Origin of the sequence: Candidatus Colwellia aromaticivorans, from assembly GCF_003333305.1 — a bacterium.
Taxonomy (GTDB): Bacteria; Pseudomonadota; Gammaproteobacteria; order Enterobacterales; family Alteromonadaceae; genus Colwellia; species Colwellia aromaticivorans.
Window position 1 is genome coordinate 78,977 of the sequence record NZ_QOLD01000073.1, and the last position, 25,660, is coordinate 104,636.

The following is a 25,660-nucleotide window of genomic DNA, read 5'->3' on the forward strand; positions in this document are numbered from 1 at the left end:
AATGAATTGATCACTTAGCGAGAATTAAAAGGTTTATAGGCAAGGCATTGATTGCAGGTAATGGTTATTCCCTTATCAAAATCAATAACGCCGAATACAAGCCTTTTAAACTCGCCCTTGGGAGCTTATTAGGAAACTGATAACAGCGCCAAATAAATAAACCATAGCACGACTATGCTTGACTTATTTCGCTTGTTCTAAATTCCCTAATGTAGCTCTAAGTTGACTAATTCATTATTTCAATTGGTATGATTCAATAAAACGGACAATGGGGGCACAAAGCCCCCAATCAATTATCTTGTCGTACCGAAGTACGACCTACAACTTGTAACTCTCTAGTGTATATCTTTCCAATATTCTTTCTTAAGGAAATAAGCAACAATAAAGAAAATAAACAAAAAGATTAAGACATTTACACCCATACTTTTTCGTTCAAGTTTACTTGGCTCACCAACATACTCTAAGAAGTTAGTTAGATCACGTACGACAACATCGTACTCTTCAGTAGTTAAACTGCCGCCCATTGCTGGTGATACAGTACCATGTTCGTCAATTGAGCTAACACCTTGCAAGTCTTGCAATACATGTGGCATACCAACATCTTTAAATACTTTATTGTTCACACCAAATGGACGCTCACTATCCATATAGAAAGAACGTAAGTAAGTATAGATCCAGTCTGGGCTACGTAAGCGAGCTTCAAGTGTTAAATCTGGTGGCGCAGTACCAAACCATTTTGCCGCTTCTTTTGTCGGCATGGTATTTGTTATGTGATCACCTGGTTTTTCACCAGTAAACATGTAGTTTTCAACACCATCTGCGTCTTCAATGCCTAAATCTTTAAAGGTACGGTTATAACGTTGATACTGTAACTGATGACAACCTAAACAATAGTTGATGTAGGTTTTAAAGCCATTTTTTAATGACTCTTTATCGGTTAAATCATTATTTGCGTGATCTAAATTAGCACCACCTGATGAGGCCAATGCAGACATAGACACAATAGTAGCTAAACCGAAGGCTAACGCTTTAATTAAATTTTTCATTAGTGTGAAACCCTCTCTGGAACTGGCTTACATTTTTCATTCTTAGAATAGAACCAAAGTGCTACGAAGAAACCAAAGTAACCGAAGCTGGCAATGGTACCCATCATATTGTAAACCGGTGTTGCTGGTAAAGTACCTAAAGCACCTAATACAACAAAACAAATTGAGAACTGAATTAAGTTGAATAAATGTAACTTAGAACGATACTTAACAGATTTCACCACACCGCGATCAAACCATGGTACAAGAAATAACACAATAATGGCTGAGAACATGCCAATAGCGCCTAATAACTTGTCAGGAATAACACGTAAAATAGTGTAGAAAGGACCAAAGTACCATACTGGTGCAATATGTTCAGGTGTTTTCAAACCATTCGCTGGTTCAAAGTTTGGCGCTTCCATAAAGTAACCACCACCCTCAGGTGCGAAGAACATAACCCAACAGAATAGGATTAAGAAACCAGCAACACCCATAATATCTTTTACTGAATAGTAAGGGTGGAACGGGATAGCATCTACAATATCGTATTTATCTGTATATTGTTTATGGAAAGTAAACTTACTTTGTTCTTCAACAGGAATACTGCCTTTTTTCTTCTTAACTTCAATACCTTCAGGGTTATTTGAACCCACTTCATGTAAAGCTAAAATGTGCAAGAACACTAAAATAACCAACACTAATGGCATCGCAATAACGTGCAGAGCAAAGAAACGGTTTAACGTAGCGCCAGAGATAACATAATCACCACGAATCCACAGTGTTAAATCATCACCAATAACTGGAATTGCGCCAAATAAGGAAATAATTACCTGTGCTCCCCAGTAAGACATGTTACCCCAAGGTAATAAATAGCCCATAAATGCTTCAGCCATTAATACCAAAAAGATCAACATACCGAAGATCCACAATAACTCACGTGGTTTTTGATACGAACCATACATAAGGCCGCGCATCATGTGTAAATAAACGACAACAAAAAATGCTGAGGCACCCGTTGAATGCATATAACGCAGCAACCAACCGTAATCAACATCACGCATAATATATTCAACAGAGGCAAATGCACCATCACCTGATGGCTCATAGCTCATGGTTAACCATACGCCAGTTAAAATTTGGTTTACTAGTACTAACATGGCTAATGAGCCAAAAAAGTACCAAAAGTTAAAGTTTTTTGGTGCCGGATATTGTGCCAAATGCTTATTCCAAGCATCGGTTAAAGGCAACCGCTTGTCCATCCAAGCCATAAAATTAGCTAACATTATGCATCTCCCTTGCTTACATCAGAGCCAACACCAATTAATAATGTGTCTGCACTAGTGAATGAATGCTCAGGAACCATTAAATTCAATGGCGCAGGAACCCCTTGAAAAACACGACCTGCCATATCAAATTTACTACCATGACATGGGCAAAAGAAGCCTTGGCTTACACCTTCAACGAATTGATCAAAATCACCACCGTGATGAGTCGGTGCACAACCTAGATGTGTACAAACACCTAGAGCGACCAAAAATTCAGGTTTAATTGAGCGATAAGCATTGGTTGCATAGGCTGGTTGTTGTGCTTTCTCTGAACTAGGATCGCGCAATTGATCATCATGCTTAGCTAAATCGTTAACGGTTTTTTCCGTTCGACGAACGACATAAACAGGTTTACCGCGCCATTCTGCACGGATTAATTGACCAGGCTCTATCTTACTTACATTAACTTCAACTGGAGCACCCGCAGCTTTCGCGCGAGCACTAGGATTCCAGGAACCAATGAAAGGCACAGCAACACCGGCTACACCAACACCACCAACAACGACAGTAGCCGCAGTTAGGAAGCGACGGCGGCCGTTATTTACAGGCACATTGCTCATTCACACTCTCCAATTCATATTGATTACCAAACAATTATTTTTCACTACAATATTCACTAACAAAACGTACAAAAAGAACATTCCTAAACTAGCGTAGCTATTGTTTTTGTTTGATCAGATTTATACCAAAAGGCATATCGACAAAAAATTTTTACGATCATAAAGAAATAGCGGGTTTTTTACAAGGTAAAAAGGGGCTTAAGTACTGTAAAAATAGAAAAAAACTGAAATGGATAACAATGATAGCGGAATAATAGCAATCAAATTTTTGTAATAAATAGTAACTATAAATTTAAGACATAAAAAAACCGACATAAAGTCGGCTTTTTAAAATCGTAGAATGTACGAATACTCAAGTTGAATTCTAAATATTCTGGATTTAGACAAAGCCGTCAAGTTGTGAGCCCCTGAGCTTAGATATACTAAGTGACTGGGGCGAACAACACAGACAATGCCGTATAAATTCTGAATATGACGAATTTTAACGTTTTGAGAACTGTGGTTTCTTACGCGCTTTATGTAAACCAACTTTCTTACGTTCAACTTTACGAGCATCACGAGTTACGAAACCAGCCGCGCGTAAACCGCCACGTAAAGTTTCATCAAACTCCATTAATGCACGAGTAATACCGTGACGAATTGCGCCAGCTTGACCAGAAATACCACCGCCTACTACAGAGATGTTGAAGTCAAACTTTTCTAACATTTCAACTAATTCTAATGGTTGACGAACAACCATACGAGCAGTCTCACGACCGAAGTACTCAGAAATGTCACGTTTGTTAATTGTGATTGCACCGTTACCAGCTTTCATAAACACACGAGCAGTTGAGCTCTTGCGACGACCAGTACCGTAATATTGATTATCAGCCATTGCTTAAAGCTCCAAAAGTTGTGGTTGTTGTGCAGTATGCGCGTGCTCAGCACCTGCATACACTTTTAATTTGCGGAACATTTCGCGACCTAAAGGACCTTTAGGTAACATGCCCTTAACAGCAAATTCAAGTACACGTGTTGGCGCTTTTTCAATTAGCTTTTCAAAGCTAATTTGCTTAAGACCACCAGGGAATTCAGTATGCGAATAGTAAATTTTACCTTTCGCTTTATTACCAGTTACACGTACTTTCTCAGCATTGATAACAACGATATAATCGCCAGTATCTACATGAGGAGTATATTCTGCTTTATGCTTACCGCGTAAACGGCTTGCAATTTCAGTAGCGATACGACCTAAAGTTTTATCTTCGGCGTCCACTAAGAACCATTCGCGTTGTACGCTTGCTGGTTTAGCTACAAAAGTTTTCATTAAAAAACCCAATTTAAAATATGTTACTTAAATAGTAAGTCAAACATGATGTTTGTCCTACCGGTTAATAATAGACTACGCAATTACCCCTTCGAGTATCGAGCCTAACGCCCATCACTACTTATAAGCTACCTTAAAAGTAATAAAAAGACAGTTTGTAACGTAGGGAGCGCGATTATACAGAACATTACTGAGAAGATCACCCCCATTTACTAATATTTTAAATAATATTAGTAAAAAAGGCTTACGCCTGAATACTACACTCTTGCTCTTGTGAGATGACAAACAGCTTTTGAGCAGAAATAACCTTTGAACGATTCAAAATATGCAACTTTTAAGTAAGTGGGTTGGTTGTGTATAGAGTTACATAGATAGTTAAATACAACATGACAATAAATGGTTTGAAAACAAATTTTATCCACAAAAAAAGCGCCAATAGGCGCTTTTTTTTTCGTATGATGCCTTGATACTAGTTAGTAGCAAATAACATAAAAAGTAAAACTTACTTCTTACTAAGTGCACCAAAACGTTTGTTGAATTTATCAACACGACCACCAGTCTCAGCAGCTTTTTGCTTGCCAGTGTAAAATGGGTGACATGCAGAACATACGTCTAAATGAATGTCTTTTTTAGCTGTTGAGCGAGTTGTAATAACATTGCCACAAGAACAAGTTGCTGTAAACGCAACATAATTAGGATGAATGCCTTCTTTCATGGGAACCTCTATCTCTTTCGAGAAATTGGGCGTATCGCCACTCAGCCGTTTATAACTAATTGAATAGAAAACGCCAAGCACCATACGGTTGTAAAATTAATGGGGGCGAATAATAAATGATCACAACAACTACTGCAAGCAAAAGCAATACAAAATTGATTAAAAAAGACTTATTAATAAAAGAATGGATTTGCGATAAGATAGTCAGCACTAAAAACATTAATCACTCATATTTATCACGTGTCTGAAAAAATAACTTCCTCTCAAGCAACATCACCCCAGCTAATGCCTAAAAGTTATGTACAAGTTGCCGTTCCTGTACCTATGAGGCAACTATTTACCTATCTAATCCCTAATGATATGCAACAACCACCAATACATATTGGAGAACGAGTTGCCGTATCATTTGGTGCAAGACAAGTTATTGCGATTGTTGTATCCGTAAATAATGAATGTGATATTGATGCAAAAAAAATAAAGCCTATTGCGAAGCGCCTTAACGATGTATTTCATTTAAGTGATTCCTTAGTAAGCTTTCTGAAATTATGTGCCAATTATTACCATCATCCAATCGGCGATGTATTTCAGCAAGCGTTACCTAAATTATTGCGCCAAGTTAAAAAACTAGAGTTACAACCACCAATGGTTTGGCATAGTGAAAACATCACTGATGAAACGCGCGAAAAAATCACTAAAATAGCAACAAAGGCTCCGAAGCAGCACGCGCTTTATCAATTAATAGATAAACATCAGGGCATAAGTTGGGCTGAATTACGTACTTTAGGCTATAGCAAAGCACAACTTAATGCACTAACAGCTAAAACGTTAATAACCGAAGTTAAGCAGCAACCTTGTCAATTTATTTGGCAAGAGAGCGCATTAGCGCAAGAAAACAAACAAGTACTCTCAACCGAGCAAGCAATTATTGTTGCGGCCATTAATCAATCGATTGAACAGTTTGCTTGTCACTTAATTGATGGAATTACCGGCTCAGGAAAAACCGAAGTTTACTTACAGGCAATGGAAAATGTACTCGCTAATAATCAGCAAGTGTTGGTCATAGTGCCTGAAATAGGCCTAACGCCACAAACTTTGTTGCGTTTTGAGCAACGATTTAATGTTCCCATTTGTTTACATCACTCCAACTTAAATGATACTGAACGTTTAGATACTTGGCTTAATGCTCAACAAAATAGTGTCGCTATTGTCATTGGCACGCGTTCTGCTGTTTTTTCTCCACTACATAAATTAGGTATGATTATTGTTGATGAAGAACACGATAGTTCATTAAAACAACAAGACAGCTTTCGTTATCACGGACGAGACGTTGCTATTTTACGTGCCAGACAATTAAATATCCCTATAGTACTAGGTAGCGCCACCCCTAGTTTTGAATCGCTACAAAATGCCCTTTCTGGGAAATATCAATACCATCAATTACATAAACGTGCGGGGCAAAGTAATAAAGCAAAAATATCACTGATTGATGTAGCCAAACAACAAATGGAATTTGGTCTTTCGGGTAGTTTAAAACATGAAATTAAACAAACATTAGCACGCGGTGAACAAGTACTAGTGTTTTTAAATCGTCGTGGATATGCGCCAGCCATCAATTGCCAGGAATGTCATTGGCTTTGCGATTGTCAACGCTGCGACAAACCTTATACTTTTCATCAAAAACAGCAATTATTAATATGCCATCACTGTGGTAGCCAAAAACGCGTACCAAGACAATGTCCTAGCTGTGGTAGCGTTCGTATTGCACCTGTTGGGCAAGGAACCGAACAACTAGAGCAACGTATCAGCGAAATATTCCCTGATGTTAGCGTAGTACGGATTGATAGAGACAGTACCCGCAAAAAAGGTGAGTTAACGAAGTTATTACAAGAAATCACCGAGAAAAAACATCAACTATTGATTGGTACACAAATGCTTGCCAAAGGTCATCATTTTCCTGATGTAACGTTAGTCGCTGTACTTGATGGCGATGGCGCGCTATTTAGTTTTGATTTTCGTGCAAGCGAAAACATGGCTCAATTACTTATCCAAGTAGCAGGTCGTGCTGGTCGTGCGAGTAAGCCCGGCAAAGTACTTGTGCAAACCAGTTATCCTGAACATCCTTTATTACAAGACCTAGTGCATAACGGCTATCAACATTTTGCCAAACAAGCATTAATTGAACGTAAGCAAGCACGATTACCCCCGTTTAGTTTTCAAGCATTGATCCGCGCCGAAGCAAACTACCCTAGTTACCCTGAAAAATTTTTACGGACACTAACTGAACAAACATTAATAAACTGTGAATTTGCCGGGCCTGTACCTGCCGCGATGGAAAAAAAAGCGGGGAAATTCCGTTACCATTTGATTCTGCAATCAAAATCTAGAAAAGAATTACATATCGCTATTTTACAGTTATTGAATGTAATACCAAATAACGAATTTCATCATAAAGTACGGTGGAGTTTAGATATTGATCCTATTGATTTAAACTGGTGAACCGTTAGAATAGCAACACTTTTCCGCATTCTTCTGTTATTCATGTCAAATCAAGATTATATTGCTCGCACACCTGCAAAAAAGAAAAAAAACAACCCTTACAAAAAGAACACTCCCCCACCTACCCATAAATCAACAGTTAAAGCCAAACTTGTCGGCTTTATAGTAATCATATTAATTGCCGCCTTTGCCTACAGTTTATGGTTTTTAAAAACAAGTCCAAAAACTAAAGCGCCGATTCAAAATATAACGACAGCGCCTGCAACAAAAGAAGCGAATTTACCTAAGCCACCGAAAGAAAAATGGACCTACGTTGAAAACTTAAAAACCAAAGAAATTGAAGTAGGTCAATACGAAGTAACACAAAAAGGTCCTTATAGATTACAGTGCGGCTCATTCAAAACAACAGGACGCGCTGAAACATTAAAAGCGACTATTGCTTTTGTAGGCCTTGAAGCCTTTATAAAAAAATCTATTGGTAGTAACGGTACATGGTATAAAGTGATATTAGGTCCCTACTCTCGCAAACGATTAGCAGAACAAGATAAGCATAAATTACGAAACAATCGTGTCAATCGCTGCCAAGTTCTATTATGGAAATAATTTAACTCCCTCCTTGAAAAGTCAGCAATGATCCCAATTTCAATTACATTAAAAATATAATTTTTCGGATTGGAAGTAATATGACGACTATCGTTTCAGTTAGACGCAATGGCAAAGTAGCCATTGGTGGTGATGGACAAGTATCACTTGGTAATACCGTAATGAAAGGTAATGCTAAAAAAGTACGCCGTTTATACAATAACAAGGTGCTTGCTGGTTTTGCCGGTGGTACTGCCGATGCTTTTACTTTATTCGAACGCTTTGAAAGTAAGCTTGAACAACATCAAGGCCATTTAACCAAAGCCGCTGTTGAATTAGCCAAAGATTGGCGCAGTGATCGCGCCTTGAGAAAACTTGAAGCATTACTTGCTGTGGCCGATGAAACTGCCTCATTAATCATTACCGGTAATGGTGATGTTGTTCAACCTGAGAACGATTTAATTGCCATTGGTAGCGGTGGAAACTTTGCTCAATCTGCAGCAACCGCCTTATTAGAAAATACCGAGTTAAGTGCTAAAGAAATTGTGGAAAAATCACTAACTATTGCCGGTAATATCTGTGTATTTACCAACCAAGAACAAACCATAGACGAATTATAGTTCTCGCTATAGTTACGGATTTGGGATTACGAAAGTTATTGCCTTGGTGCTAAACCAAGACGAAATGAGGATTAAAACATGTCAGATATGACACCACGTGAAATTGTTCATGAATTAGACAGCCATATTATTGGTCAAAGTAATGCAAAACGCGCTGTTGCTATCGCTTTAAGAAACCGCTGGCGCCGTATGCAGTTAAATGAAGCCTTACGCAACGAAGTAACCCCAAAAAATATTTTGATGATCGGCCCAACGGGTGTTGGTAAAACTGAAATTGCTCGCCGTTTAGCTAAATTAGCGCGTGCGCCTTTTATCAAAGTTGAAGCAACAAAATTTACTGAAGTGGGTTATGTAGGTAAAGAAGTTGAGACCATTATTCGAGATCTTGCCGATATGGCAATTAAGATGGTTAAAGAAGATGAAATGAGTCGCGTGCAACATCTAGCCGAAGAAGCCGCAGAAGAGCGTATTTTAGATATTTTACTACCCCCTGCTCGTGATGGTTTTGGTAATGATGAACAAAGTGAAGAGACTAATACTCGTCAAATCTTTCGTAAAAAATTACGCGAAGGAAAGTTAGACGATAAAGAAGTCGAACTGGATTTAGCCGCACCACAAGTCGGTGTTGAAATTATGGCTCCTCCTGGTATGGAAGACATGACTTCACAATTACAAAGCATGTTCCAAAACATGTCGAGTGAAAAAACAAATAAACGTAAACTGAAAATTAAAGACGCATTGAAGGCGCTACAAGAAGAAGAAGCATCTAAAATAGTGAATAACGATGACATTAAACAAAAAGCCATTTACGCAGTAGAGCAAAATGGTATTGTGTTTATTGATGAAATTGACAAAATTTGTCGACGCGCTGACAGTAATAGCGGTGGCGATGTTTCACGTGAAGGTGTACAACGTGATTTACTCCCGTTAGTAGAGGGTTCAACGGTTAGCACTAAGCATGGCATGATCAAAACCGATCATATTTTGTTCATCGCTTCAGGTGCATTCCAAATGGCTAAGCCATCAGATTTAATTCCTGAGTTACAAGGTCGCTTACCTATTCGTGTTGAATTAAAAGCGCTAACGTCGGATGATTTTGTTAGAATTTTAACCGAACCTTTTGCTTCACTCACTGAACAATATATTGCACTATTAGCGACTGAAGGCGTGAAAATTGCTTTTAGCGACGATGGCGTTCAAGCAATCGCTAATGCGGCTTGGCAAGTCAACGAAAGCACTGAAAACATTGGCGCACGTAGATTACACACCATGATGGAACGATTGACTGAAGAGTTATCTTTTCATGCCGATCAACGCTCAGGTGAAACGATACTTATCGACAAAACTTATGTCGATGACATCTTGAGTGAAGTGGTTAAAGACGAAGATTTGAGTCGCTTTATACTGTGATCTATTTGAGTTAAAAATAAACACTATGAATATTACAGGTTTTACTATTAATAATGCGGAACATAACCTTACTCTCAAGTTTGTTAATAGTAAGGTTGCTCAATTAAGCTTTGAGTATTTACGCGTATTTTCACCAACAACAGGTAATAAACAACCAGCACTGGTTAGCCATAAAAAATCAATAATGTTAACGACATTAGAAAATGTTGGCAAACACGGTTATCGACTTACTTTTGATGATCAACACAGTGCTATTTATTCTTCAGATTATCTCGAACAACTCATAAAAGAACATGATCAACGCTGGCAGCATTACTTAAGTGAACTTAAAGCTTCAGGTCACTCACGTGAAGCGATGATCAATATTACACAATTATAAATTGCGCTACAATCCCCCCGCTTAATATCAATTTTATTTCATTTGCTATTAGGCAGCAGCGCGACTGATTTCGTTATATAACACTGGCGCTTGTGGTGCTATGGCTAAATTAAGAGAAGTGTATTTTGAAGTGGAATGGGCATATACCCATTTCACTTCAAAGTGTTAAGCTTTACTTGGAAAATTAATGATAAAAAGATCATTTTACGCGATAGCGCTCATTAGTACATTACTCGTGTTAGCACTTACCCTGATCGCAATTAATCAGCTTTATAGCAGAAAACTAGTTACTTTAGATAGTAAGCTTAAAGAGATTTCTGGTATTGAGGTCGACAAGGCCGGTAAATTTTGGGGCATTAATGATGGGGGTAATTTAGCACAAATACATCGAATACAAAGCGATGGAAAAGTGAACAAAACAATCACTATTACCAATGCAAAAAATTTAGACTGGGAGGATATGACCCAAGATGATTTTGGCCACTTTTTCATTGGTGATTTTGGTAACAATGAGAATAAACGTAAGTGGTTAACCATTTATAAAATTGAAAATCCTATAGATATTAAGGGCACAGAAACTCAAGCTGAAATAATTAAATTCACCTTTCCTGAACAGCTAAACTTCCCACCCAAAGCCTCAGAAAAAAACTTTGATTTAGAAGCCTTTGTTTTTTATAAAAAACACTTATACCTTTTTTCAAAAAATCGTACTGAGCCTTTTGATGGTTATACCAATTTATATAAAATTGGCGATCATGCCGATAATTATCAAGCCAATTTTGTTAGCAATTTTAATACCTGTACCACTCATGAAAAACTCTGTTGGATAACTTCTGCCGCGTTAAGCCCAGATAAAACTAAATTAGTGCTATTAGACTCAGAACGATTATGGTTATTTGAAAATTGGCAAGGCGATAATTTTTTCTCAGGTGATACCTATAAAATTGATTTAGGTATAGTCACCCAAAAAGAAGCCGTAACTTTTTTTGACGATAATACCATCATTTTTACCGATGAAGAGTTTAATGGCATAGGACGAAACTCCTATATGATTAAACTCGACCAAGTAACTAAAGAGCGGATTGAAATTAGCGAAAATAGCTAGGGTTTGTTGATCTTTCGAAGTTAAATTTCTAAACATTAGATAGAAGTCTTTTTTTGTGAAAAGTACTATTCCTGTTAAATAGAATTTTATCATAAAATACAGGTAGCTATTTAAATTTAATATTAACAAGTTATACTGAGGTTAGTTTTATTATCTAATAAAAGAGCTTTGTCATGGAATATAATACCTCGCAACTGTGTGATACCTATGCAGACTTAATTGATGTCATTGATCCTATTTTCAGTAATTATGGCGGTCGACATTCTTTTGGTGGCAAAGTTGTCACTATAAAATGCTTTGAGGGTACAGGATTAATAGAGCAAGTAGTCGCCACCGATGGTATTGGTAAAGTATTAGTTATTGATGGTGGTGGTTCTACAAGACGCGCATTAATAGACATCAACATTGCCGAAACGGCAGCTAACAATGGCTGGGAAGGTATTATTTGTTACGGTAGTGTTCGTGATGTAGACACCATAGAAGAGATAGAACTAGGTATTCAAGGTTTGGTGTCAATTCCCGTTGGCGCTAACGACAATGAATTTGGCGAAAGTGATGTAGCAATAAACTTCGGTGGAGTGACGATATTACCTGACGATCATATTTATGCAGACAATACCGGCATTATACTATCTGCTGATCCATTAGATATAGAATAGGATATTAAAGACTTTAGCCCGCGAATTTGTACTGATTAGGGATATAAAAAAAATTGTAACTATTCACCTATCGTCACTCCAGAGGTCTTTAAATCTGGAGTCTAGAATTTTAAACACTGAGATTCCAGCTTCAGCTTTGTAGTTCCAGACCAAAGCTAAGTACCGACGTCCTGTAGGCAAAGACACAACTGGAATGACGAGAATACTAGGTATGGTGAATAGATACAAAAAATTAAGTTTTTATTTTTATACCTTCTCCCTAATCAGTGAAAATCTGTGTAAATTCGCGGACAACAGTTTCTTTAGTTACTTTTCATTTTATGATCAAACGACTATATTGATTCAGCATCATCAGTAATCGCTTCAAGTTCCGACAAAAAAGTTAAGCTAGGGGCAAAGAAAGCCGCCCCAGTTTCAGCTTGGGTATATTTAAGCAGGTGATCAACATTGCCATGTTCATCACCATGAATCATACTTTTTAACATCACGGCAAACGGTTTAGGTGAATGGCAATAAGACACAAAAAATAAACCTTGGCACTTCATATCACCATAAGGCATACTTTGCCTTAATATTTCAATAGAATTACCCTGCTCATCTTTTAAACTTGTACGCTTGGTATGCGCAGTTAAGGGTTTATCTTCATTTTTATACTCGATATTATCTAATTTGGTACGACCATAAGTATCTTCTTGCTCTTTATTTTTCAATGAATTCCAAAGCGTTAAATTATGTTGATAGCGTTGTGTATGTAGATAACTACCCCCTGAAAAAATGGTATCATCGCAATCTTTCACTAAAGCAACATCTCTGCGGTGCATTCCTTTTGGGTTTTCAGTACCATCAACAAAACCAGTTAAATCTCGACCATCTAAAAAACGAAATGCTTGTATTTGCTCAATCAATTCGACACTGTCGGCAAGTAGCTGACAAACTTTAGAACAAACAATATGGTTAACATCCCCACGATCACTACGAATTTCAATATAAATATCAACATTACTACTCGGTGCTACTCGATCATCACTATTCATTGACGGAAAAGGTTCTAATAATGCCGGGCGCGCCTGCGGATAAAATTCATCCCAATAATTAGCACCAATAGCAACCACTCCCGTTAAATTAGCTTCTGAATACTGATCAGCATAATCTTCAAACAGTGCCGGCAAACGAGACAATGCCGTTCGAATAAATGCATTTTTATCATCTAAGGCATTAAAAAGTAGGTAACTGCCGTGTAAATTAGGCTCAGCGCAAATACCAAATTGTTCTCTAGCCATTTGAAATTCCTATCATTACATTAAGTGGATTTAAATATATATTTCTTTATTGTACACAAAAAAGTATTCTGGTTACATCACTTGCCATAAATCATATTTATCTTGGCACATTAACTCGTCTAACGTTTCCTGCTGATCTTTAAAGTGATTTACAAAAGTTAATTTATGACAAGAAAGTCCATTTTTTTTAAACTTGGGGGTTTTACTTATTTTACCCCTGTTACCGCTATCATTATTATGCCAAAAAACCTGTTTTTTGTTGTTATTTGCTAACAATAACAACACTTGCTCTTGCATTATAGTTACATCTTTTGCAGTTAAATTTTTTGCCGATAGAGATTGGGCATCGACAATCCCCGTTAAACCAGAAACAACATCAAGTGGCAGAGAAATTACGCCTTGTATAAAGCCTGAAACTAAACCACTACTTGCTTCTTGCCCTATCGTTTTAGCTTCAATTATCATTACTTCTGCTCGCGTTAAATATTGAGGGATATCTTGCCGTGAGTGCTTAATCTCGGTTAAATACTGCGTTGAGTGTGCACGCCACAGAGACACTTCTGCCGTGGTAGCGTTAGTTGTCTTTATCACTGCGTCAACACGCTGTAAAACACTAGGTAAAGAATGTTGCAATAGTTGAATTTGTCTTTCTATTTCTTCTAAATGTATCCACAACTGCGGTAGCTGTTTCGAATATTGTTCACTTTGCGCTAAACCTTGCTCCACTATAGGTAGAGTCGTATCAACTTGCCTTAAAATAGCGGGGACTTGTTTATCGACTAAAGTCCTAACTTTGCCAATTTCAATCCTCACTAACTCGACTTCATTTACTATAGCTGAAATATGAGGAGTGGTTCTATCAACGGCATGAATGAACTCTGGGATTTCTTTCGTAAAACTAAGCAACGCATAAGCTAAATAACCTATGGCAACGCTAAGCAATACTTGTGAATAAGAGAACTGTGTTTTCATAAGTCACTATTAATTTGTCAGTTTGTTGAGCTAAGTTAATTTCATCAAGTAAACAACGGGCTAGCTCCTCAAGTAGGTCAATAAACCCCAAGCTACTTTCAACTTGCAATGATGATAAGTATATAACCGTCGTCCGGTTATCGCCAATGAAATAACTTCTGTGAATAGGATAATGAATAAGATGCTGTAATTTTTTTTATGATCACTTTGCTTACAGTAATCTTTCCTCATAAAAAAGAAATACGCAGTAGTTTTATAGTGAAGAAAATATTAAAGCTTTGCTCCGAAACGCTATAATTACTCTGGAATAAGCCTTTTTATCCCCACCCCATCGATACCGACATAAATATAACCGTCTTTCCCTTGCAGTAAACTTCGTGTACGACCAATATCTTCAAAAACTTTTTCTTGGCTCAGAACCTGCTCGCCTTCAATGGTTAATAACACTAAATGGTCAAACTTCATTGAGCCTACTAAAAACTTTCCTTGCAATAATGGGTATTTATCGCTTGAAACATAAATCATGCCTGATGGTGCTATTGAAGGTGTCCAATAAAGAACTGGTTGTGCCATTTTGCTATCTTCAGTTTTATCGGTAAATTTTGTGCCATTGTAATTAATGCCGTAACTGATTTCTGGCCAGCCATAATTGATAGCTTTTTTAATAATATTTACTTCGTCACCACCGCGAGGCCCATGTTCATGTGACCAAATATTTTTGGTACGGGGATCAATACTTATTCCTTGTGGGTTACGATGACCATAAGAAAATATAGCAGATTTAAAACCATCCTGATCTGAAAATGGATTATCTGAAGGAACTTTTCCATCATCATGTAATCGGTATATTTTCCCGCCATCTTTACTAAGATCCTGAGGGTTTACATTACGTTGGCCTCTATCACCTATGGAGAAGAAGATAAAACCTTTATCGTCAAATACAATGCGACCACCATAGTGTTGCCCCTTCTTTGAATTAGGTTGAGCCTTATATAATAATTTTTGATCAGTTAATGATAAGTTTGAAATATTTAGAGTGGCTCGCATTAATGCCGTATTGCTGCCTGAGCTTTTGCCGTCTTTACTGGCATAAGTAAAATAGATCCATTGATTCTTCAAAAAGTCTGGATGAAGTTTTAGGTCAAGTAACCCCCCTTGACCATTACTATGAATCAGGGGTAGCCCGGTGATGCGTTTAGACAACAAGCGACCATTTTTGATCACCCGTAATTCTCCCTTTCGTTCGCTGATCAGGATTTCGTCGCTAGGCAGCTGTACCATAGCCCAAGGAATTGATATTCCGTCAGCAACCAATGATATTGAAATGTTCTTATCAAGGCCATTGGTTTGCATAATGAGGCTATCGTATGCGTTACAGCAAGTGCTGATCACAAGCGCTAAGAGTATTGTTATATATACTTTCATTGCTTTATCTTTTGGCTAGTAATAATTCAGTGTCATAAATAAAGTGGTTGTAGTCAATGTTAAGTCCCCATAAAATTGTATCAATTATTAGTTACATGGAAAAATAAATAATGCGAGTAGCCGTTTCTCAGTTTGCCTCCTCCATAAATACTCAAGAAAACTTAGCAACCTGTATTCGTATGATAAATGAGGCGGCAGTGTGTGAGCCATCACTAATCGTTCTTCCTGAGTTTTGTAATACCCTGTTTTGTCATGCTCAACCTGGGTACGTCGATCATAATCAGGCCTGGAATGAAGCCTTACCCGCTAATGGTACTTTTTTACAACGTATAGCACAGCAAGCGAAACAACATGACTGTTACATTGTGCTCAATGTTACTTTACGACGAGACCTTTTACGCGATCATCAAGATGGCACGATCCAATCAAATATTAGTGTCACTTCATGTTTATTTTCCCCAAGTGGAGATCTCATTCACCAAGCAGATAAACAAACATTGACGGGGTATGAAAATAATTTTTTTACTAGTGCTAAACAAGTGTCTGAGGTGATAACAACACCTTTTGGAAAATTAGGACTGTTGACTGGTAGCGATAGTATGACCTTTGAAGCATCACGCGGATTAGCTTTACATGGCGCGCAATTGTTGTGTCATTCAATAAATTCATTCGTCTTAGATCAAAGTAATTTACATGGACCTGCTCGAGCGTGCGAAAATAAAGTGTTTTTAGCATCGGCAAATAAGGTTGGTTCACTAGTACCTCCAGTAAAAATACAAGAAGCACTAGAGGAACAACCACAAGAAAAAAGTGTCATTTATTCAGCGGAAGATTTGATCCCGAATGAAGTTCTTGTAGGCTCAGGTCAAAGCCAAATAGTTTCTCCAAATGGTAAGGTGCTAGCAAAGATAACGATCAATGAAGAAGGTTTTATTTTCGCTGATATTGACTTGGCAGAATGCAGCATCAACAATAAAAAACTCCGCCCAGATGGTACTGACCTGATCAAGCAGCGGCGACCTGAACTTTATCAAGGGCTAGCAGCATCGATAAATCAGCCATTGCACTTGAAAAAAGTACCTCAGCATGAAGATGCACATATTCAGAAAAATAAAGTCCCTGTAACTGCCAATGTCGCCATATTTGCAACATACAAGTCTAACGAGCAAGCCATTGAAGATGTTTGTCATTACATTGAAAATAACCTCAGTGATATTATTCAATTACCTGAGTTATTCTTTATCGCAGATAAAACAATCCTGAATAACGCGGAACAAATAGCTGCAGCAGCATGCCTGAGCCAGCAGCTAATTAATCAAGTTAGCCCAGTGTTGAGACCTTTTCAGTACGTGTGCACGAGTTTAGTGATTGAAGGAAAGCATCAGGCAGTGCTAATAAGTGAACATGGTGTATTCGCAGTACAACAGCAATTACATTTTTGTCAACGATATCAGTGGACCGCACTAGGTAATGAGGTAAACATTATAGAATTGCCCTTAGAGCAAGGGAATATTAACGTTGCTATGCTAACAGCCGATGATGCTAACATACCTGAAATAGTCAACGTTGCGGCCTTAAATGACATCCACGTATTACTGGTACCCTTTGAGATTCAAGAGCCATGCGAGGTTGAATATAGTTTATTATCTCGCGCTACTGAAAATAGAATTTGTATTGTTGCCGCAAGTCGTGAGAAAAGCTTTGTCAATGATTTACCTATTGATAAAGATATGAAGACAAAGAATAAAAACAAAATAAAGTCTCAGAAATCTACAGGATTAATTATTAATTTAACCACCGATTGCACCTTATTATCTCAGTTGAAATCAAATAAGTTTACTGGCTATATCAATCCACCTCTGGTCAAGCACCAACATGGTAAAATAACCAAAGCCGTGATTCATCCTATCGCAGCTTGCAAGAAATAGGGTTAAAAATATTTAGACCATGCAAAAGTGAGTGAGTTAGAATCAACTCCAATTGATGAATTTGATTTCTGGTAAATATATACAAACTTTATTGATTGCGATCGACTAATAGGCATACCAAATGAAAGTGCCGATAATAACGTATGCTTTTTGTCATTCTTACTCACACTTTCAATTTTTGATCCCCCACCAATGCCATAACCAATGCCAATCACTTGCATATCAAGAGGTACAGGAGTCCATCGACATGGTTCTAAATCTTGTGTCGAAACGTTCAAGCAACAAGGTAAACTTTGTAAAAGGAAGAAAATAATTACAAATCTAACAAATAGTGAAGCTATGCTTAACTGTTTTCTTAAACATTTTCCGTTCGTTTAAATTAAAAAATTAAACAACTACGACCTATGTTGTGGCATCACTGGCATCATAATAAAAGCAGTCTGACTGCCTTTTTCATAAAAAATGATATGATTTTATTTCACTAATAGCCGCTATGTAGGAAGAATTTAAAACGAGAACTTAGGTGTGAATAATTTGAGAGAGGTTTACAATACCATTGTTTTTATCTAACTATCTTATAAAGCTTTATAATCACAAATAAAGTATAAATTTCGGCAGTAACCTCAAAATTAATAAGAGCTTAATATGTACCCTCTAAAGTATACAGAACCCGTTTTTCGCCCTCCTAGTGAATGGAAAAGTCTAATATTGCAAGTAACCAATGGTTGCTCATGGAATCGCTGTTCTTTTTGCGAAATGTATTCAGATAAAAATAAAAAATTTAAACCTAAAAAAGTAGATTTGATTGAGAAAGAAATTATTTCAATAGCGCAATCAGGCTTGCCCGTTGGTCGAGTTTTCCTCGCTGATGGTGATGCTATGATGTTGCCATTTAAGCGATTAAAAGAAATATTACTGTTAATCAAACAGTACTTACCTCAAGTCACCCGGGTTTCTAGCTATTGTTTACCGAGAAATTTAACAAATAAAACTGTTGAACAACTATCTGAACTGCAAGACTTAGGGTTAAAGCTCATGTATGTTGGCTGTGAAAGTGGAGATGATGAAGTACTTGAATTAATTGACAAAGGTGAAACATACAATAGTTCATTAATTGCCCTAAATAAAATAAAACAGTCAGGAATGAAAAGTTCAGTAATGATATTAAATGGCTTAGGTGGGCCTGAATTATCAAAACAGCACGCAATTAATTCTGCACGGTTAATGAATGAAGCCCAACCTGACTACTTATCAACATTAGTCGTTAGTTTTCCTCAAGGTGAAGAGCGCTTTGCTAAACCCTTCACAGATCGTCAATATCAACCATTTCGTCTTTTAACTCAATTAGAATTATTTAATGAAATGAAGTTATTATTATCAAAACTTGAATTAGAAAAAACAGTTTTTAGATCTGATCACGCTTCAAATTATTTAGTATTGAAGGGAGTTTTAGGTAAAGATAAAGAAAAGCTAGTGAATACGGTTCAAATGGCATTAGACCAATCAGGAAGCATTCCTATTAGGCAAGAGTGGGAAAGAGGATTATAGATGAATAATTGCTGTAACGACGCATAATAATTAAGACAAACTAACCTAATCACCTGACAATTATCTAATTTCAGAAATATTGTCAGGTTCTCATTGAGCGACTATAGAAAGTAAAATTTATGAACGGGCAATACTTTGTAATACTTCAATTGCAACTAGGTTGGTTACTGACATTTTAAGTTGTTTCATCGTTTCAGTCGTTACGAGCAAACCGTCTTCATTAAGCGCGATATAATTTTGTTCTCGCAGAGTGTTAATTAAGGTAGCTTGCGCTTTTTTGTCAATAAACTCAGGTGCGGTTATATTATTTAATACTGCTAATCGCTTGGCTATAGCAACAACTTTTTGCTCTAAATCTCTTCTAGTAAGAGGCTCTAATCGCGTTATTAATGAAGTTATAATAGCAAGCCTTTGTAAGCTTTCATCCATACATTCAGCCATATGGTGGGTGTAGCTTAGTTGCTCAGTATCATCCGTTAATGACCAGAACTCCGCTTTACTGTGTTTAGCAATACCTGCTTTTTCTAAAAAGACTAAAACCTGTTCAACTTGATTAGCCATTTGCTCCGGTGTTTGCCACAAAAACAAGTCATCTTTTAAAGTAGCTAGTATGTTTACAGTTTGTTCTGTTAGCTGTTTTTGAGCTATTTTAGTATTGTTAGTTAATAACTTACACACTAACGAGATTAAACCGTAGGTGTGTAAAATATTATTTCGATAGTAGCGCATCTCTAGGCTAGCAGAGTCATTTAGTGAAATGATAGTACCAAAGCTATCTGTGGATATTGTTACTTTATTAAGTGAAATAACATGGGTTAATAATTCACTACCAGTTTCTTGCGGTATCGTTAATTGGTCACTAAAAGGTGCATGTCGTTGAATATTTAGTGCAAAATCTAGTTGTTTTTCTAAATCAGCTTTAGCAAGGGCTTTGTTTTCGCAGGCATGTAAAATAAGCGCAACTAATGCTACGCCGTTTAAAGCCGCACATTGATTGATACCTGTCATTAATTGATTTGCCATACCGTTAACCGTTGGCGTTAGCCAGTTAGGCTTTTGTGGGTTGATAGGATCAATCGCCGCTTTCCAATCGGGCACTTGTTTATTTAAATATTCATTAATATTGATAGGTTCACCAAAATTAACATAACCATTGCCATAATTACGTAAGTTTTTAATGGCTTTAAGTACACCAAACATAGATTCTTTTTTCTTTTCACTACCACTAAGCTCTTTGTGATAAGTGCCAACTTCCATAACATGTTCGTAACCTAAATACACAGGTACTAGGGTTAATGGGCGGTCAATACCACGAAGTAAACTTTGAATAGTCATGGATATCATGCCAGTTTTAGGATTTAATAATCGACCTGTACGGCTACGGCCACCTTCGGTGTAATATTTTACTGAATAGCCTCGTTCAAACAACAAACCTAAATATTCACGGAAAATGGTTGAATATAAACGATTACCAGCAAAACTACGGCGAATGAAAAAAGCCCCGCCTTTCCTAAATATTGGCCCCGCAGGCCAAAAGTTTAAGTTAATGCCAGCGGCAATACGCGGCATAACTAAACCTTCTTGCAAAATGACGTAGGAAAGCAATAAATAATCCATATGGCTTCGATGGCACGGTACATAAATAATTTCGTGTCCGTCTTGAGCTAGTTCTCGTAATACTTGAGAGTTATTCACTTTGATGTCGCTATACAAACGGCCCCACAGCCAGCGTAAAATACGTTCACCCAAGCGCACTAATGAAACGCTGTAATCACCAGCTATTTCTTCCATCATGGTTTGTGCTTGTTTTTTTACTTGCTCAGTACTGAGGTTTTTACTTTTAGCTTCGTCTTTGATAATGCGCATCACTGCAGGATTAGCAAATAAAGCGGTGAACATTTGCTGGCGATGAATAAGACGCGGCCCTTTTGCTGCAATGTTTTGTCGGTGAAAATGAAAACGAGCAACACGGAGTAATTTATGTGCCGTGGCTTCATCGTTACCGTGATTGTCAGACATATCTCTTAACGAGAGTGCTTCGCTGTATCGTACTAAGTTATCGCGACCGAGAAAAAGTACAATGAAAATTTTCCGAAGCCAAGTAGGAGAAGCTTGCTCCGCTAGTAGTGAAGAAACATTGGCATTGTTTTTTTCTTGGGTTGGTACTCTACCCCAAATAAGGTTCACGGGTATTAATTGCGCATCAAGCTCTTTATTAATATCGTGTTGATTAAGAATATCTAGACCTTGATGTAATGCGGTAGTTTGTTTTGTTTTAAACAATGAAAGCACTGATTTAGGTTTTTCTAAACATAAAGTGCGGTCAAAAAGTTTGCCATTTATTTTAATTTTGCTTAACGGGTCAGGCAATTTTTGTTTTTTACAGGCTGCTTGAAGTGTTAATAAGTCACTGGCTGATTGGTGACTTACTACGTAAAAAATAGGGCGCGTTTGAGTTTCTACAGATGCTTGGGCATCTTGCACTATTTTACTACGAACCAATAAACGTAAAGGGAGTTTTAATAATAAATAAAAGAAAGAACGCAATATAGACATCATCATCGCTAAAGTTAATTGTTGGTCAGATAAAAGAAGGAGTTTAACATTTATTTATAGCCAAACCACTTCAAGATACGAGTTTCAGGACGCCTAAGTAAACCATGGTGAACTATGAACAAGGCGCACTTTTCACTAGGCACAAATACATTGATTGCGTCCAGAATTTTTAGCTTGATACAGTGCCTTATCTGCTTGTTCAAATAAGGTAGTCCACTCTGAAATGTTATCGTTTTGAGCAATACCGATAGAAACCGAAATTGGTGGTAAATAAGTATTGGTGTCTTTTTGTTTTAACTTCATTATAGATATAGATATACGGATTTTTTCAGCGATGATTTTTGCCTCAGCAATAGCCGTGTTAGCCATTACGACCACAAACTCTTCACCGCCAAAGCGTACGGCAAGATCTTGCTCACCAATATTGTTTTGAATTGTTTTGGCTATACGCTGAATAACTTTGTCACCAATAAAATGGCCAAAGGTGTCATTAACCTTCTTAAAATGATCAATATCAATGGCTAATGAGGTATGAGTATCAGCGAGATCTAAATTTTGTAATTTTTCATCACAACCACGACGATTTAGCAAACCTGTTAATGAATCAACTAAGGCTTCTTGTCTTGAAGAAGAAAGTTTGTCTTTTAGTTGATTAATCTCTTGTTGTGTCGCAGTTAACTTTTGAGACAGTTCTTCATGTTGGGCTTTGGTGTTGTTTATCGTGTTAAAAAGATAACTAACAATATTGTCCATAGAGCTATTATTTTTTGACTTAGTTAAAATTTTATCTAACTTTTGTAAATTATTTACCGCTTTATCTTCGTTACTCACTTGTTTACTGATTTGTTCTAGCGTTTTACTTAACGTTTCTTCAAAAGGAGCTAATACAGTATTTTCTACTTGTTGAGTAAGGGATACATAGCGTTTGAATAAATCAGCCATAAAATCTGCGGTAATTAATTGTCCCTGTTGCAGCTTTTTATCTATAGCGGCCGATAACATTTCATTTTCATTGCTAATATAAAGATATATTACTGAATAATTTACGGGTGTTGGGGCAATTAAATGACTAGAGAGAAAGTCATGGGTATGCTCACTGAATTTAGAAGTTACTTGATAGTCATCTTCAAAAGACATATTTTATTCCTATACTCTTGATTTATTATTATAATGTCAGCTAACTACTTTAACTTCATCATTTGTGAGTGACAAGAGTAAAAGCAATAATAATGTTACTTTATTAGACAAAAGTCTGGTGAAGCCTAGATAAATAACGTAAATCAGGCTAAGGAAGTTGTTTTGTTACAAAAAATCGCCATTTTTGTTGATGTACAAAATATTTATTACACCACGCGAGATGCCTATCATCGTCAATTTAATTATCGTTTATTGTGGCAAGAGTTGCTTGCTAAGGGCGATATAGTGCAGGCGACTGCTTATGCCATTGCGCGCAGTGATAATCAACAACATAAATTTCAAAAAGCGCTAAAACATATTGGTTTTGAGGTGAAACTAAAACCTTTTATCCAGCGCAGTGATGGTTCAGCCAAAGGTGACTGGGATGTTGGCATTACCATTGATATTATGACTGCGGCTGCGACGCAAGATATTGACACCATAGTACTGCTTTCTGGCGATGGCGATTTTGATATGCTGCTCCGTCATATTAAATCCGAATATAATGTGAATACGATTGTTTATGGTGTACCAAAATTAACAGCAAATTCACTGATTAATGCCACAGATGAGTATTATAAAATTGAGCAAAACTTATTGCTGTAACTATTACCTTTGTTGGAATTAAGGTATTAAATCAATTTTATTTTTTATAAGATAAGCTAAACGATGTAACGACATAATAATAAACAGTAAATAATTCGAATAAGTACTTACATTTATTCACTTAAATAGTGAAGATAAAATGTTTAAAGGAGCTAACTTTGAAGAAAACTGATACCGGTAATTACCAACACTTTCTCAAGGTGGTTGACTGCCAACAAGCTTGTCCTGCTCATACCCCCGTCCCTGAATATATCCGTTTAATTGCAGAAAAACGCTATACCGATGCTTATCTCCTTAATTGGGAGTCAAATGTATTTCCCGGAATTTTAGGGCGAGTATGTGACCGACCTTGTGAGCCAGCTTGTCGTCGAGGTAGAGTTGAAGAAACGCCCGTGGCTATTTGTCGGTTAAAGCGTGTTGCCGCCGACAATAAAGAAGATATCTCCGCATTTTTACCTAAAGCTCCTCGTAAAAAAAATGGCAAGCGTATTGCGCTTATTGGTGCTGGACCTGCCTCAATGACTGTCGCTAGAGATTTGTTACCCTTAGGTTATGATGTGGTCATGTTTGAGCGTGATGCTAAAGCAGGTGGCATGATGCGTAGCCAAATACCCGCCTTTCGTTTACCCGAAGCAGTCCTTGATGAAGAGTTAAATTATATAATAAATATGGGACTTGAATGTCATTTTGGGGAAGAAATTTCCTCGCTAGACAAATTATTACAAGCCAACTTTGATGCTATATTTGTTGGCACAGGTGCACCCAATGGTCGATGGTTGAAAATCCCTGGCCATGATCAGCTTGATGAAAAATCTGAGTACGCCCAAATTGACACGGGCATAAATTGGTTAGCAAAGGTTTCTTTTGAACATCTACAGTATGATGAAAATACTCCCGCGCCTAAAAAAGTAGTTGTGCTTGGTGGAGGTAATACCGCAATGGATTGCTGTCGTACTGCGAAAAGATTGGGCGCAGAAGAAGTAACCGTATTAGTGCGTTCAAGTTTTGAGACGATGAAAGCTTCTCCTTGGGAAAAAGAAGATGCCGCAGCCGAAGGCATTACCATTTTGCCTAATTACAATCCGTTAGAATATAAACTTGAACAGGGAAGATTAGTTGCGGTGCTGTTTGAACAAGTTGAATCTGTCTATGACAAAGTGGGTAATCGCACCTTGCAAGCAACAGGTGAAACCTTACTGGTTGAATGTGATCAAGTGTTAGTTGCGGTAGGTCAAGATACAGCCTTTGAATGGATTGAGCGCGATATTGGTATTTCCTTTAATCAATGGGGTAGGCCGAAAGTTAATAGTCACTCTCTGCAATCGACATTACCTACGGTATTTTTTGGTGGTGATGCGGCTTTTGGTCCTAAAAACATCATATCGGCAGTGGCTAATGGTCATCAAGTGGCTATTTCAATTGATTTGTTTTGTCAAAATGCCGATCCCATTGAGGACAGATCTGATACCAGTTTTAATCTCATCAGTCAAAAAATGGGCATTCATGAATGGAGTTACCAAAGTGGTATTGATCACCAAGAACGCAATCTAGTTCCGCATATAGCGTGGGATGAAGCAGTTAAAACATTAACCACTGAAGTTGAGTTGGGTTTTGATGAACAGCTTGCTTTAGCCGAAGCTAGTCGTTGTTTGAATTGCGATGTACATACGGTATTTACCGAAAGCACCTGCATTGAATGTTCTGCTTGTGAAGATGTTTGCCCAATGGATTGTATTAATTTTGTTGAAGAAGAAAGTGAAGATGCGCAAATGGTAAAACAGTTTAGGGTATCAGAATTAAATACCGAACAAAGTCTATTGGTGTCGGCACCATTAAAAACGGGCCATATTATGGTGAAAGACGAAGATGTTTGTTTACATTGTGGTTTGTGTGCAGAGCGCTGCCCAACAGGTGCTTGGGATATGAAAAAGCTATTAATCAATAATATAAATGCCACGATAAAGTAGCGTTAACATTAAGTAAG

At 37.3% G+C, this 25,660-nt stretch carries 23 protein-coding genes; 11 read left to right on the forward strand and 12 right to left on the reverse strand.

The features are described from left to right. Positions 1-335 precede the first annotated feature (335 nt). The 6 genes from DWA31_RS11865 to rpmE form a co-directional block, all read right to left on the reverse strand. Positions 336-1,046, reverse strand: coding sequence for a cytochrome c1 (locus DWA31_RS11865; RefSeq protein WP_114326792.1), 711 nt, complete (start codon positions 1,044-1,046; stop codon positions 336-338). After that, complete coding sequence (locus DWA31_RS11870; RefSeq protein WP_114326793.1) at positions 1,046-2,311, reverse strand: cytochrome b; 1,266 nt, start codon at positions 2,309-2,311, stop codon at positions 1,046-1,048. Before DWA31_RS11870 ends, DWA31_RS11865 begins: the two co-directional genes overlap by 1 nt. Next, the gene (petA, locus tag DWA31_RS11875) at positions 2,311-2,913 is read right to left on the reverse strand and encodes a ubiquinol-cytochrome c reductase iron-sulfur subunit (RefSeq protein WP_114326794.1); all 603 of its coding nucleotides are present in this window, start codon (positions 2,911-2,913) and stop codon (positions 2,311-2,313) included. Before petA ends, DWA31_RS11870 begins: the two co-directional genes overlap by 1 nt. Positions 2,914-3,394: 481 nt before the next feature. Beyond that, positions 3,395-3,787, reverse strand: a complete 393-nt coding sequence (gene rpsI, locus DWA31_RS11880) for a 30S ribosomal protein S9 (RefSeq protein WP_114326795.1) — start codon at positions 3,785-3,787, stop codon at positions 3,395-3,397. 3 nt (positions 3,788-3,790) lie between these two features. Continuing rightward, positions 3,791-4,219, reverse strand: coding sequence for a 50S ribosomal protein L13 (gene rplM, locus DWA31_RS11885; protein WP_033091882.1), 429 nt, complete (start codon positions 4,217-4,219; stop codon positions 3,791-3,793). Between the two features lie 502 nt (positions 4,220-4,721). Beyond that, positions 4,722-4,934, reverse strand: coding sequence for a 50S ribosomal protein L31 (gene rpmE / locus DWA31_RS11890; protein WP_114326796.1), 213 nt, complete (start codon positions 4,932-4,934; stop codon positions 4,722-4,724). 285 nt (positions 4,935-5,219) lie between these two features. On the opposite strand from rpmE, the gene priA reads away from it, so the two are divergent. The 7 genes from priA to rraA all read left to right on the forward strand — a co-directional run bounded on the left by priA (position 5,220) and on the right by rraA (position 12,185). Next, entirely contained in the window at positions 5,220-7,430 is a 2,211-nt protein-coding gene (priA, locus tag DWA31_RS11895; RefSeq protein ID WP_114326797.1) for a primosomal protein N', read from the forward strand. A 42-nt stretch (positions 7,431-7,472) separates the two neighbouring features. Continuing rightward, positions 7,473-8,033 carry an SPOR domain-containing protein gene (locus tag DWA31_RS11900; protein WP_114326798.1) on the forward strand — a complete coding sequence of 187 codons (561 nt, stop codon included), beginning with the start codon at positions 7,473-7,475 and terminating at the stop codon, positions 8,031-8,033. Positions 8,034-8,113: 80 nt separating this feature from the next. After that, positions 8,114-8,632: an ATP-dependent protease subunit HslV gene (gene hslV, locus DWA31_RS11905; protein WP_114326799.1), complete on the forward strand. Its 519-nt coding sequence runs from the start codon at positions 8,114-8,116 to the stop codon at positions 8,630-8,632. Positions 8,633-8,710: 78 nt separating this feature from the next. Beyond that, complete coding sequence (gene hslU, locus DWA31_RS11910) at positions 8,711-10,042, forward strand: ATP-dependent protease ATPase subunit HslU (protein WP_114326800.1); 1,332 nt, start codon at positions 8,711-8,713, stop codon at positions 10,040-10,042. A 25-nt stretch (positions 10,043-10,067) separates the two neighbouring features. Then, the gene (locus tag DWA31_RS11915) at positions 10,068-10,421 is read left to right on the forward strand and encodes a gamma-butyrobetaine hydroxylase family protein (protein WP_114326801.1); all 354 of its coding nucleotides are present in this window, start codon (positions 10,068-10,070) and stop codon (positions 10,419-10,421) included. 187 nt (positions 10,422-10,608) lie between these two features. Next, the gene (locus tag DWA31_RS11920; protein ID WP_114326802.1) at positions 10,609-11,526 is read left to right on the forward strand and encodes a hypothetical protein; all 918 of its coding nucleotides are present in this window, start codon (positions 10,609-10,611) and stop codon (positions 11,524-11,526) included. A gap of 173 nt (positions 11,527-11,699) precedes the next feature. Continuing rightward, entirely contained in the window at positions 11,700-12,185 is a 486-nt protein-coding gene (gene rraA / locus DWA31_RS11925) for a ribonuclease E activity regulator RraA (protein ID WP_114326803.1), read from the forward strand. Between the two features lie 332 nt (positions 12,186-12,517). Here the strand turns inward: rraA and DWA31_RS11930 are convergent, their stop codons facing one another. The 3 genes from DWA31_RS11930 to DWA31_RS11940 all read right to left on the reverse strand — a co-directional run bounded on the left by DWA31_RS11930 (position 12,518) and on the right by DWA31_RS11940 (position 15,862). Then, a complete protein-coding gene (locus tag DWA31_RS11930; protein ID WP_114326804.1) occupies positions 12,518-13,465 on the reverse strand; it encodes a Dyp-type peroxidase in 948 nt (315 codons plus the stop codon). A 72-nt stretch (positions 13,466-13,537) separates the two neighbouring features. Then, positions 13,538-14,437, reverse strand: a complete 900-nt coding sequence (locus DWA31_RS11935; RefSeq protein ID WP_114326805.1) for a hypothetical protein — start codon at positions 14,435-14,437, stop codon at positions 13,538-13,540. A 297-nt stretch (positions 14,438-14,734) separates the two neighbouring features. Beyond that, entirely contained in the window at positions 14,735-15,862 is a 1,128-nt protein-coding gene (locus tag DWA31_RS11940) for a PQQ-dependent sugar dehydrogenase (protein WP_114326806.1), read from the reverse strand. A 110-nt stretch (positions 15,863-15,972) separates the two neighbouring features. On the opposite strand from DWA31_RS11940, the gene DWA31_RS11945 reads away from it, so the two are divergent. Continuing rightward, on the forward strand, positions 15,973-17,790 hold the full coding sequence (locus DWA31_RS11945; RefSeq protein WP_114326807.1) for a nitrilase-related carbon-nitrogen hydrolase: 1,818 nt from the start codon (positions 15,973-15,975) through the stop codon (positions 17,788-17,790). A 2-nt stretch (positions 17,791-17,792) separates the two neighbouring features. On the opposite strand, the gene DWA31_RS11950 is transcribed toward DWA31_RS11945, so the two are convergent. Continuing rightward, positions 17,793-18,068: a hypothetical protein gene (locus DWA31_RS11950; RefSeq protein ID WP_136037991.1), complete on the reverse strand. Its 276-nt coding sequence runs from the start codon at positions 18,066-18,068 to the stop codon at positions 17,793-17,795. A 367-nt stretch (positions 18,069-18,435) separates the two neighbouring features. Between DWA31_RS11950 and DWA31_RS11955 the strand changes: the two genes are divergently transcribed. Continuing rightward, a complete protein-coding gene (locus tag DWA31_RS11955) occupies positions 18,436-19,338 on the forward strand; it encodes a radical SAM protein (RefSeq protein ID WP_114326809.1) in 903 nt (300 codons plus the stop codon). A 117-nt stretch (positions 19,339-19,455) separates the two neighbouring features. Here the strand turns inward: DWA31_RS11955 and plsB are convergent, their stop codons facing one another. Together plsB and DWA31_RS11965 are read right to left on the reverse strand one after the other, a co-directional pair. Then, complete coding sequence (gene plsB / locus DWA31_RS11960) at positions 19,456-21,894, reverse strand: glycerol-3-phosphate 1-O-acyltransferase PlsB (RefSeq protein ID WP_114326810.1); 2,439 nt, start codon at positions 21,892-21,894, stop codon at positions 19,456-19,458. Between the two features lie 135 nt (positions 21,895-22,029). Continuing rightward, the gene (locus DWA31_RS11965; protein ID WP_114326811.1) at positions 22,030-23,031 is read right to left on the reverse strand and encodes a GGDEF domain-containing protein; all 1,002 of its coding nucleotides are present in this window, start codon (positions 23,029-23,031) and stop codon (positions 22,030-22,032) included. Between the two features lie 162 nt (positions 23,032-23,193). Here DWA31_RS11965 and DWA31_RS11970 point away from each other — a divergent pair, with 162 nt between their 5' ends. Beyond that, positions 23,194-23,676 (forward strand): NYN domain-containing protein, encoded by a 483-nt coding sequence (locus tag DWA31_RS11970; RefSeq protein WP_114326812.1) that lies wholly within the window; start codon positions 23,194-23,196, stop codon positions 23,674-23,676. A gap of 158 nt (positions 23,677-23,834) precedes the next feature. Beyond that, positions 23,835-25,643 carry an FAD-dependent oxidoreductase gene (locus DWA31_RS11975; protein WP_114326813.1) on the forward strand — a complete coding sequence of 603 codons (1,809 nt, stop codon included), beginning with the start codon at positions 23,835-23,837 and terminating at the stop codon, positions 25,641-25,643. Positions 25,644-25,660: the final 17 nt, after the last annotated feature.